Here is a 10,062-nt window from a genome sequence, read left to right as displayed (position 1 = left end):
CGGTCCCCCGCACGAGGCGTAACTTCAGACCGGAGCGGTCGAACCAGGAACCGGTTCGACCGCCATGGTCCGTGGCTCAGCTGCCGCCACTGGTGTTGATGGCACCGTTGACGCCCTTGGGGAAGAAGCCGCCCCTCCTGGTCCTCTTCGGGTTCAGGTACACAATGTTGAGCACCCGAGCCGGCGTACGGCTGAACGCAATGCCGTTCTTGTCCGTCGGCACCAGGTTGGAGTACGACGTACCGCCAATGCCCTGGTCGAGGTTCCTCTTGCCGTCGAGGCTGTCACGAGCATCCGAGATCGCTTCCGCAGCGGTCTGCAGACCCTTGCCGTACAGCGCCGTGCGGATGATGGCGGCGTGGTAAGCCTCGACCGCCAGGATGCCGGCCGCCGCCCCCAGGTAGGTCTTGTTCTGGATTAGCGGGGCAGCGCCCTTGTAGGCCGTGACACCGACGTCCTCGAAGATGAACGCGGCCAGGAGGAAGTTGTTCTCGTTGGCGTACGGGTCGAACGTCTGGCCGGGCTTGATCAGCCCAGCAGCGGTGGCGGCGGCGGTGAAGCTGCCCTGGATGTCGATCGCCGGACGAGAAACCTTGGCACCGCCGAGTGCCTTACGCAGGAACGCGACGTGGTCGAGCTCGTCCGCGGCGATCTCACGGGCATAGTTGGCGATGGCGGGGGTCTTGAACGGGACCTGGCGGCCACCGGTCACGCCTCCGCGCTTGCCCTTGCCCGTGGTGAGCTTGTCCCTGAGGCCGACGCCGTAGGCGGCGTACTGATAGAACTCCGCCTCGAGGTACTCCAGGTTCAGGGCGAAGTTGAGAATCGCCCCGTCGCTGACCGGAGCAGCCTCGGCAGCGACGGTGCCCATGCCGGTGAGGGCACCAGCACCGACGACACCGAGACCCGCGACGCCCGCCGACTTCAGGAACAGTCGGCGGTCGGTCTCGTTCTCGGCACTACGGCTGATCATGTCTCGTACAACAGTCTTTCCGAACATTGTGACTCCTTCGCATATGCGTTGCGTGCACCTTCTCGGAACCCGCCGGACGATTGGTGTCTGGCGAGCCGACGAACAGGCGGAGCCTGTCGGCCGAGCCGGATGGGCTCCGCTCCTAGTCAGCGGGACTGCGTGCACCATCCGGCGGGTGTGTCAGAAGTCATTCGTAACAGGCGAGCATCCGGATTTGCTTCATCCAAATGAATCTAGTGTGATTTGGTTGATTATTTGTGCACCGGTGCACGACTGAGACCGGAGCTCGGCTCAGGAGAGCGTGAACGCCACCGAACGCGTGTGTACGTCGGCCCTGGCGAGCGTGACCTGCACGTCCTCCCCCAGCGGCAACCGGCCGGCGCCGTTGACGGGCGCCTCGATGGCGGGGTCCTGGACGGTCACGTCGCCGTGGCTGTCGTCCTTCTCGTCGAGCTCGATGACCACGGCGTTGAACGTCTCACCCACCCGGTCGGCGAGGACGTGCGCCTCGGCAAGGTTGATGATCGCGTTCTCGTACTGGTTGGCCCGCCTGCCGGAGTCGCGCATCGTGTCTGGCAGCTCGCCGAGCTTCGCGAGCACCCAGCCCGGCACCTCGTCGCCGGCACACAGCGCCAGGCAGATCTCGCCGGCGTAGCGGTCGACGAGACGGCGCAGCGGCGCGGTGACGTGGGCGTACTCCGACGCCAGCGCGGCGTGCAGGGGCTGCTCTGGCAGCTCGCCGTTGAAGCCGACGTACCCGCTCCCGCGCAGCAGCCGCGTGCAGGAAACGATCATGGCGGCGTGCGACGGCTCGTTGGGGTTCAGCGAGCGGATGAAGTCGGGGTAGGGCTGCTCGGACGGCCACTCGATGTGCAGCGCCCGGGCCGTGCGGTGCAGGCGCTGGATGTCCCGCGGGTCGGCCGGCGGCAGCGTGCGCAGCAGTCCGACCCGGGCGTAGACCATCAGCGACGCGGCGGCGAAGCCGGTGAGGAGCGAGATCTGGGCGTTCCAGCTCTCGACCGGCAGCAGGTCGCGGAACTCCAGCCGCCACTGGTCGTCGTCGATGACGATCTCCTGCTCGCGCAGCGGCAGGGACACCCCGCCGCGGGCCGCTTCGCGCGCCAGCCGCAGCTCACCGACCTCCTTGAGCAGCACGAACACCTCGTCGGCCGTGCCGTCATCGATCTGCTTCTGCACGCCGGCGTAGTCGAGCTTCGCGCGCGACCTCACCAGCGCCCGCTCAACCCCCACGTCGGTGCCCTCGCCCGTGGAGTCGACCTTGATCGTCCACAGGAGGGCGGGACGCACCTGGTCGGGCAGCAGCGAGCCGGCATCCTCGGAGATGGACTTCGGGTGCAGAGGAATCTTCGAGTCGGCACCGTAGAGCGTCTCGCCGCGGTGGTTGGCCTCCACGTCGACCGCGTCGCCGGGCGTGATGAACGCCGCCAGGTCGGCGATCGCGTAGTGCACGACGTAGCCGTCGCCGTCGCGCTCGAGGTGCAGCGCCTGGTCCAGGTCCATCGACGATGGCGGGTCGATGGTCACGAACTCGAGGTCGGTCCGGTCGAGCTCGGGCAGGCGCGGGTCGGCGGCAGCCTCGGCAGCGGCCTTCTCGACGTCGGCCGGGAACTCCGTCGGCAGCTTCATCTCGGCCTGGATGGCGGCGATCCCGTCGCGCATCTCCTGGGCCCCCACGCCGTCATCGGTCGTCCGGACGCTCACCACGCGGTTGCTCGACATGCCCAGCACCTTAGCCTTGCCCGCGTGCTGATACTGCTGCCACCGAGTGAGGGCAAGACCGCGCCGCGACGCGGCAAGCCGCTCGTCTTGTCGTCCATGGGCTCGCCCGTCCTCACCGACGCCCGCGAGCGCCTCGTCACAGCCCTGGAGCGGCTGAGCGAGCAGCCCGACGCCGCCCAGGTGCTGGGCATCGGTGGCACCCAGACCGATCTCGTGGCACTCAACGCCCGGGTGCGCACCTCGCCCACCGCACGGGCCGACGCGATCTACACCGGCGTCCTGTACGACGCCCTGGCATTCGCCGACCTCTCCCCCGCCGCCCGTCGCCGGGCGACCAGCCGAGTGGCCGTCGTCTCGTCGCTGTTCGGACTCGTGCGCCCCGGCGACCGGATCCCCGCCTACCGGCTCTCCGGCGATGTCAGCCTGCCCGGCGTCGGCTCCGTCGCCGGCGTGTGGCGTGCCGAGCTGGGACCGGCGATCGTCGACGCGCTCGGCACCGGCCTGCTCGTCGACCTCCGCTCCACGTCGTACGCCGCGTTCTGGCGTCCACCTGTCGAGCTGGCGCGGAGGACGGCGACCGTGCGGGTGCTGCACGAGACCGACGGAAAGCGCAGCGTGGTCAGCCACTTCAACAAGGCCACGAAGGGACGGATCGTCCGGGCGCTGCTGGAGGACGGCCGCAACCCGGGCACCCCAGCCGCGCTGGCGCGGGTGCTCGAGGACCTCGGCTGGCACGTCGAGGCGACGGCCGAGCGCACCGGCACCCGCCTCGACGTGATCGTCAGCGATCTCTGAGGATCAGAGACCGGACTCGCCGGTGCGCACCAGGATGCGCGAGCACTCCTCGCAGCGGATGACCTCGTCGCTCGGCGCTGCCTTGATCACGGCCAGCTCGGCGTTGTCGATGTTGAGCATGCAGCCGCTGCACTGGCGTGCCCGCAAGAGGGCCGCACCCACGCCGTTCTTGCTCGCCCGCAGCTTGTCGTAGAGCGCCAGCAGGTCGGCGGGCAGGTCAACGATCGTCGGCACGCGTTCGGCCTCGATGCCGGCCAGGTCGGCATCGATGGCGGCGGTCTTCTCGTCGCGGCTGTGGACGAGATCGGCCAGGCGCACGTCGGTGGCGGACACCTGCGAGGTCATCGAGTCGAGGCCGGCCTGCGCCTCCTCGAGCTTCTCCATGATCTCGATCTCGGTGTCCTCGAGCGACGCGATGCGGCGCTCGAGGGAGACCAGCTCCTGCTGCATGCGGGAGAGGTCCTTGGGGTTGGTGATCAGCCCCTGGTCCATCCGCTCGCGGTCACGCTTGCGCCGGGCCTTCACCTGCTCGACGTCGGCATCGGCCTTGGCCTGGTCGACCGACAGGTCGTCGACCATGATCTGTGCGTCACGTTGCCGGTCGAGCAGCTCGGCACGGCTCTGGTTCAGCGAGGCGATCTCGGCCAGTTCGGGCAGCGATGCCCGCTGGTGGCGCAGCTGGTCGGCGTGGGCATCGAGCTCCTGCACGTCGAGAAGCTTGAGTTGGGCGAACGGATCGGCTTTCAGCGTCGGCTCCTTGTCGGCGGCGGACTGACGGGGTCAGGCCCGGAAGTCCCAGGGATCGGTGCACGTCGTGCTCACGATGACCTCCACCGTATCCCCCAGCGACTCCGCCAGCTTCGCCCGGAGCACCGGCAACCAGGTCCACTCCGCTGCCCAGTGGGAGATGTCGAGCAGAGCCGGCCCCCCGTGCTCGCGGAACTCCGACGCCGGATGGTGTCGCAGGTCGCTCGTGACGTAGGCATCGACGTCCTGAAGACGCGCGTCGTCGAGGTGGTCGTCGCCGGCTCCACCGAGTACGGCGACCGTCTCGATGCGGTCGTCGCGCCCTCCCGAGACCCGGACACCGTGGGCCGTGCGAGGCAGTGCGTGCGCCACCGACGCGGCGAAGTCGGTCAACGACACCGCCTCGATCCGGCCCACCCGGCCGGCACCCGAGTCGGCGGCCGGCTCGCCGACGACCTCCACGACGTCGTACGCCGGGGTCTCGTAGGGGTGTGCCTCCAGCAACGCGGCCACCACGGCCTGCCGGGCAGCCATCGGCAGCACGGCCTCGATACGTACCTCGTCGACGACCTCGAAGCGGCCGACCGACCCGATGGCGGGCCGGGCGCCTGCCAGGGGCCGGAACCGGCCCTCCCCCGGAGAGCTGAACGACGCCGAGTCGTAGTCGCCGATCCTGCCCGCGCCCGCCGCGGCGAGCGCCGAGCGCATGGCCTCGGCGTCTCCGGCCGGCACGTAGGTCGTCAGCTTGACCAGCCGCTCGGTCGGATACGGCACCAGCGGCCGCAGGTCGGTCAATCCCAGCGCCAACGCCAGCGATTCCGAGACGCCACCAGCCGGGGCGTCGGCGTTGGTGTGCGCGGTGAGCAGACCGCAGCCGGCCGCGATCAGTTCGTGCACGACGCGCCCCTTCGGCGTGGTCGCGGCCACGGTCGAGACCCCGCGCAAGAGCAACGGGTGATGGGTGATCAGCAGGTCGGCGCGCGCATCGATCGCCTCGCGCGCGATCGCCTGCACCGGATCGACGGCCAGCACGATGCGGCGTACGTCAGCAGTCGGGTCACCGACCGTGAGGCCGACGCGGTCCCACTCGGCCGCAATGGCGGGCGGATACCAGCCGTGGACCAGATCTACGACGTCTGTGAGGGCTGGCATGGCCCGCAGACTAGTTGACCTGGCGGTCGTGCCCTTCCCAGTAGGGCTTGCGCAGCTTGAACTTCTGCAGCTTGCCGGTGGCGGTGCGCGCGAGCTCCTCGCGGAACTCGACGACCGTGGGCGCCTTGTAGCCCGCGGCCTTGTCCTTGCACCAGGCGATCAGCTCGGCCTCGGTGGCCTCCTGGCCCTCGGCCAGCACGACGAGCGCCATGATCGTCTCGCCCCACTTGTCGCTGGGTACGCCGATCACCGCGACCTCGGACACGGCCGGGTGTGAGAAGAGCACGTCCTCCACCTCGATCGACGAGACGTTCTCGCCGCCGGTGATGATGACGTCCTTCTTGCGGTCGCTGATCGAGAGGTAGCCGTCGTCACCGATGACGCCGCCGTCGCCAGTGTGGAACCAGCCGTCGGCCAGGGCCTTCGCGCTCGCCTCGGGCTGCTCCCAGTAGCCCTCGAGCACGACGTTGGAGCGCGCCAGCACCTCGCCGCCGCCCTCCCCCTCGGCGTCGGGCTCCGAGGTCGACAGCGTCACGCCCAGAGCGGGAGCACCCGCGCGGACGAGTCTCTGGGCCCGCTCCTCGGCGCTGAGGTCGTCCCACTCCTCGCGGGTGCGGTTGAACGTCAGCAGCGGCGAGGTCTCGGTGAGGCCGTAGATCTGGATGAACTCCCAGCCCAGCTCCTCCTCGACGCGCACGACCGTCTTCGTCGGCGGCGGTGCCCCGGCCATGATGATGCGCACCTTGCCCCGGCCGGGGATCTCGCCGTCCCAGTCCTGGGCGGCATCGAGTACGGCGGCGGCGACGGCCGGCGCGGCACACATGACGGTCACGCCGTGCTCCTCGACGCGACGCAGGATCTCGGCGCCGTCGATCTTGCGGATCACGACCTGTTTCACACCCAGCCCGGTCATCGCGAACGGCATGCCCCAGCCGTTGGCGTGGAACATCGGCAGCGTGTGGAGGTAGACGTCGCGGTCGGTCACTGCGGAGTGCATCGCGAAGGTGACGGCGTTGACCCAGATGTTGCGGTGGGTGATCTGCACGCCCTTGGGTCGGGCGGTCGTGCCGGAGGTGTAGTTGATGCAGGCGGTGGCGTTCTCGTCGGCCTCCCAGGCAACCGGCTCCACACCTCCGTCATCCGGGGAGGCCGCGTAGAGGTCGTCGTCATTGCCCAGCACGAACCGGTGCTCGGCCTTCACCCCGTCGAGCGCCTCGTCGAGCTCGGGGTCGACGTACAGCACCTTCGCGCCGGAGTGCTCGACGATGTAGGAGACCTCGTCGGGCCGGAGCCGGAAGTTGACCGGCACCAGCACCCGTCCGGAGCCGGCCACACCGAAGAACGACGTGAGCAGCCGCGCGCTGTTGTGGGACACCACCGCGACCCGCTCGCCGACGGCGACACCGAGCTCGTCGAGCTTGGCGGCCTGGCGCCTGGCCAGCTTCGCGATCTCGCCGTACGTCGGCGATCCGAGGGACGCCGCCGGCTGGTCCGGCTCGTCGACCACACCGACGCGGTCGGCGTACACGGTCTCGGCGCGCTGGATGAAGTCGGTGACACTGAACGGAACGAACACGGCGCCTCCTGAGGACACTGGTCGTGACCGTCGTCACTCTAGTGACGCCTGGGTTGCCTCCAGGTTGCCCGGGCGCCGATGAGCGGCGAGCAGGCAGAGTTGGTGCGTCGGGACGGTTTCGAACCGCCGACCGCTCGGGTGTAAACCGAGTGCTCTACCGCTGAGCTACCGACGCAGGAGCGCTCACCTTACGGGAGCCGCGAGCAAAGACCTGCAAATGCAAAGAGTCGAGCCGCTGACGTCTCGGGTCATCAGCGGCTCGACATGTAGAACATTACGACGTCGAGCCAAACCTTGTCACCCGAATCGCGGAAATTGTTGAAAACTTCCCCATCGGTGTTCTAGACCAGTGCCTGGAGCTGGCTCAGGTGCTCGTCGAGATCGCGGCCCTCGGGCATGGCGTTGTGGACCGCCCAGGCGAGGTTCCCGTCGCGGTCGATGACGTACGACGACCGGCGCGGGCAGCCCTTGGCGTCGTCGAAGACGTCGTACGCCGACGAGACTGCGCCGTGCGGCCAGAAGTCGGAGAGCAGCGGAAAGTTCAGCCCGTCGGAGTCGGCGAAGGCGCGCAGCGAGTAAACCGGGTCGCAGGAGATGCCGAGCACCTCGGTGTCGAAGGTCATGAACTGTGCGAGCCGGTCGCGGATGCCCGCCATCTCGCCCGTGCAGACGCCCGAGAAGGCGTAGGGGTAGAAGAAGATGGCGACTGCCTTGCGGCCGCGGAAGCTCGACAGGGTGACGTCGGCTCCGAACTGGTCGCGCAGGGTGAAGTCAGGGGCCGGTCCGCCCAGGGAGAGTCCGCTCATGGTGGCTTCATCCTCCCACCCCACCCGCGAGGGCCGGGCGGTGGCTCAGGCCAGATCGCGCTTGAGGATCTTGCCGGTGGCGTTGCGGGGCAGCTCGTCCATGAACACGATCTCGCGCGGCACCTTGAAGCGCGCCAGGTTGTCCTTCACCCAGCCCTTGAGGTCCTCCTCGGACGCGGCCTCGGCGTCGACCAGCACGACGAAGGCCCGCAGCCGCTTGCCGTAGTCGTCGTCGGCGACCCCGATCGCGGCCACCTCGAGCACCGCGTCGTGGCGGGCCAGGCAGTCCTCGACCTCCTTGGGGAAGACGTTCTCGCCGCCGCTGACGATCATCTCGTCGTCGCGGCCCTCGACGTAGAGCCGCCCGTCGGGCCCGAAGCGGCCGACGTCGCCGGTCGACATCAGGCCGTCGATCATGTCCTTGTGGCCGCCGCCGGTGTAGCCCTCGAACAGCAGCGAGTTGCCGACGAAGATGCGCCCGGACTCGCCGTCGGGCACGGCCTCGCCCTGGGCGTCGTACAGCTTGACGATGGTGCTGTACGGCGGCCGGCCGGCCGACGAGGGCGCCTCCCTGAGGTCCTCGGGAGTCGCCACGCTGGCGTAGGCGACCTCGGTGGATCCGTAGATGTTGTAGAGGTTGTCGCCGAAGCGCTCCATCCACGCCAGCGCGAGGTCACCGGGCAGCGAGGAGCCGGACGCGGCAACCACGCGCAACCGGGTCTCGTCGAGCTCGTCGAGCGTCTCGGTCGGCAGCGAGAGGATCCGCTGCAGCATCACCGGGATGACGACCAGCGACTCACAGTTCTCGTCGCGGACGACGCGCAGCGCCTGCTCGGGGTCGAACTTGCGGCGTAGCACGACGGTGGAGCCGAGCAGCATCGCCAGCGCGAAGTGGGCGAAACCCCACGTGTGGAAGAGCGGAGCCGCGATGTGGGTGCGCCAGCCGTGCCGCAACGGCAGACGTGACAGGAGCGCGACGGCGGCGTCGATGCCGGCCTCGTTGCGCGGCGCACCCTTGGGCGTGCCGGTGGTGCCGGAGGTCAGGATCACGATGCGCGCGTGCCGCTCGGGCGCAGTGAGGTCGGTGACCGGGTACGTCGCGATCAGCTTCTCGATGGTCGTCTCGTCGGAGTCGGTGTCGTCGGTCCAGGCGATCAGCCGGTCGGCGATGTCGGCGGCCGCCAGCAGGTCGGTGAACTCCTCGTCGTGGATGACCACACCAGGCTTCTCACGCTCGAGTACGTCGACCAGCTGGGGCCCCGCGAAGGCGGTGTTGAGATAGAGGATGTCCGCGCCGAGCTTGGCGACCGCCACCGACGCGTCGACGAAACCGCGGTGGTTGCGGCACATCACTGCCACCGAGTCACCCTCGGAGATGCCGCGCTCGGAGAGCGCATGGGCCAGTGCGTTGCTGCGCCGGTGCAGGTCGCCGAACGTCAGCGACCCGAGCTCGTCGACCAGGCCGACGCGGTCGGGTGACCGGGCCGCCAGGGCCGCGAAACCACCCGCAGGGCCGGTGCCCCAGCGACGTACGGACTGGAGGACACCGGCCAGCGCGCGCGGCGAGTAGGGCCGCACGATCCCGGCCTCGGTCAGGACCTTGAGGCTGACGACGGCATAGGCCGCGTGTCCGATGAGCTTCTTCATGGTGACCTGTCGAACGCGGGTGAGCGTGCCGGGTTACGAAGGGTGTCTCATGCAGGCGTCTTGGGCGCCACGAGCCGGGTGGCCTGCCAGTCCTTGCTGACCGGGGCCGTGGTGGTCTGCGCGAGCCCGGCGATGGGTGCCGCCTCGGCGATGTCCGCCGCCTCGACGCTGCCGGGCCGGCCCACCTTCGGGCTGAGTAGCCAGATCGCGCCACCGCCAACGAGGTCGGTCAGGGCGTCGACGAGACCGTCGACGAGGTCGCCGTCGTCATCGCGCCACCACAGGAGCACCGCGTCCACGACGTTGCCGTAGTCACCGTCCACCATGTCGGCATCGATGGTGTCCTCGACTGACATGCGCAGCTCGTCGTCGGTGTCGTTGTCCCAGCCGAGCTCCTGGACGACCATGCCCTGCTTGAGTCCGAGTCGGGATGCAGAAGAATCGGCACCCTCTTTCTGCTGGTCACCGGGCTGATCACCGGTCTGGGCGGACTCGCCGCCCATCGTCGCGCTCACCGCACGCCTCCTAAGTCTTGGTTGCTAAGCCCCCGCCAACGGCAGGGATTGGGGAGTAGTCCAGCGGAGTTGGGACGGGGGCGCAACCCTGCGCACTCCAGGCCTGTGTTC

At 69.1% G+C, this 10,062-nt stretch carries 9 protein-coding genes and 1 tRNA gene; 1 reads left to right on the top strand and 9 read right to left on the bottom strand.

The features are described from left to right. Positions 1 to 76 precede the first annotated feature (76 nt). Both H4Q84_RS22050 and H4Q84_RS22045 read right to left on the bottom strand, forming a co-directional pair. The gene (locus H4Q84_RS22050) at positions 77 to 973 is read right to left on the bottom strand and encodes a ferritin-like domain-containing protein (protein ID WP_248581201.1); all 897 of its coding nucleotides are present in this window, start codon (positions 971 to 973) and stop codon (positions 77 to 79) included. A gap of 291 nt (positions 974 to 1,264) precedes the next feature. After that, a complete protein-coding gene (locus H4Q84_RS22045) occupies positions 1,265 to 2,713 on the bottom strand; it encodes an RNB domain-containing ribonuclease (RefSeq protein ID WP_248581200.1) in 1,449 nt (482 codons plus the stop codon). A 24-nt stretch (positions 2,714 to 2,737) separates the two neighbouring features. Between H4Q84_RS22045 and yaaA the strand changes: the two genes are divergently transcribed. After that, positions 2,738 to 3,508, top strand: coding sequence for a peroxide stress protein YaaA (yaaA, locus tag H4Q84_RS22040; RefSeq protein ID WP_248581199.1), 771 nt, complete (start codon positions 2,738 to 2,740; stop codon positions 3,506 to 3,508). Between the two features lie 3 nt (positions 3,509 to 3,511). On the opposite strand, the gene H4Q84_RS22035 is transcribed toward yaaA, so the two are convergent. From H4Q84_RS22035 to H4Q84_RS22005, 7 genes are all read right to left on the bottom strand, one after another. Then, positions 3,512 to 4,216: a C4-type zinc ribbon domain-containing protein gene (locus tag H4Q84_RS22035; RefSeq protein ID WP_248581198.1), complete on the bottom strand. Its 705-nt coding sequence runs from the start codon at positions 4,214 to 4,216 to the stop codon at positions 3,512 to 3,514. A gap of 72 nt (positions 4,217 to 4,288) precedes the next feature. Beyond that, positions 4,289 to 5,407: a Nif3-like dinuclear metal center hexameric protein gene (locus H4Q84_RS22030; RefSeq protein WP_248581197.1), complete on the bottom strand. Its 1,119-nt coding sequence runs from the start codon at positions 5,405 to 5,407 to the stop codon at positions 4,289 to 4,291. Between the two features lie 10 nt (positions 5,408 to 5,417). Then, positions 5,418 to 6,983 carry an AMP-binding protein gene (locus H4Q84_RS22025; protein ID WP_248581196.1) on the bottom strand — a complete coding sequence of 522 codons (1,566 nt, stop codon included), beginning with the start codon at positions 6,981 to 6,983 and terminating at the stop codon, positions 5,418 to 5,420. 100 nt (positions 6,984 to 7,083) lie between these two features. Beyond that, positions 7,084 to 7,158: transfer RNA gene (locus H4Q84_RS22020), tRNA-Val, on the bottom strand. 166 nt (positions 7,159 to 7,324) lie between these two features. Further along, positions 7,325 to 7,789, bottom strand: coding sequence for a peroxiredoxin (locus H4Q84_RS22015; protein ID WP_248581195.1), 465 nt, complete (start codon positions 7,787 to 7,789; stop codon positions 7,325 to 7,327). Positions 7,790 to 7,834: 45 nt separating this feature from the next. After that, positions 7,835 to 9,436, bottom strand: coding sequence for an AMP-binding protein (locus H4Q84_RS22010; protein ID WP_248581194.1), 1,602 nt, complete (start codon positions 9,434 to 9,436; stop codon positions 7,835 to 7,837). Positions 9,437 to 9,483: 47 nt separating this feature from the next. Continuing rightward, the gene (locus tag H4Q84_RS22005) at positions 9,484 to 9,951 is read right to left on the bottom strand and encodes a DUF3052 domain-containing protein (protein ID WP_248581193.1); all 468 of its coding nucleotides are present in this window, start codon (positions 9,949 to 9,951) and stop codon (positions 9,484 to 9,486) included. Between the last annotated feature and the right edge of the window lie 111 nt (positions 9,952 to 10,062).

Origin of the sequence: Nocardioides sp. InS609-2 (assembly GCF_023208195.1) — a bacterium.
Lineage (GTDB): Bacteria > Actinomycetota > Actinomycetes > Propionibacteriales > Nocardioidaceae > Nocardioides.
The sequence above is the reverse complement of the archived record's forward strand: the minus strand, read 5'-3'. Positions and strand labels throughout refer to the sequence as shown.

Excerpts from the sequence above, each read along its gene's own strand:
- H4Q84_RS22050 (WP_248581201.1), bottom strand. The coding sequence starts at position 973 with ATGATCAGCCGTAGTGCCGAGAACGAGACCGACCGCCGACTGTTCCTG.
- H4Q84_RS22015 (WP_248581195.1), bottom strand. The coding sequence starts at position 7,789 with ATGAGCGGACTCTCCCTGGGCGGACCGGCCCCTGACTTCACCCTGCGC.
- H4Q84_RS22030 (WP_248581197.1), bottom strand. The coding sequence starts at position 5,407 with ATGCCAGCCCTCACAGACGTCGTAGATCTGGTCCACGGCTGGTATCCG.
- H4Q84_RS22010 (WP_248581194.1), bottom strand. The coding sequence starts at position 9,436 with ATGAAGAAGCTCATCGGACACGCGGCCTATGCCGTCGTCAGCCTCAAG.
- H4Q84_RS22045 (WP_248581200.1), bottom strand. The coding sequence starts at position 2,713 with ATGTCGAGCAACCGCGTGGTGAGCGTCCGGACGACCGATGACGGCGTG.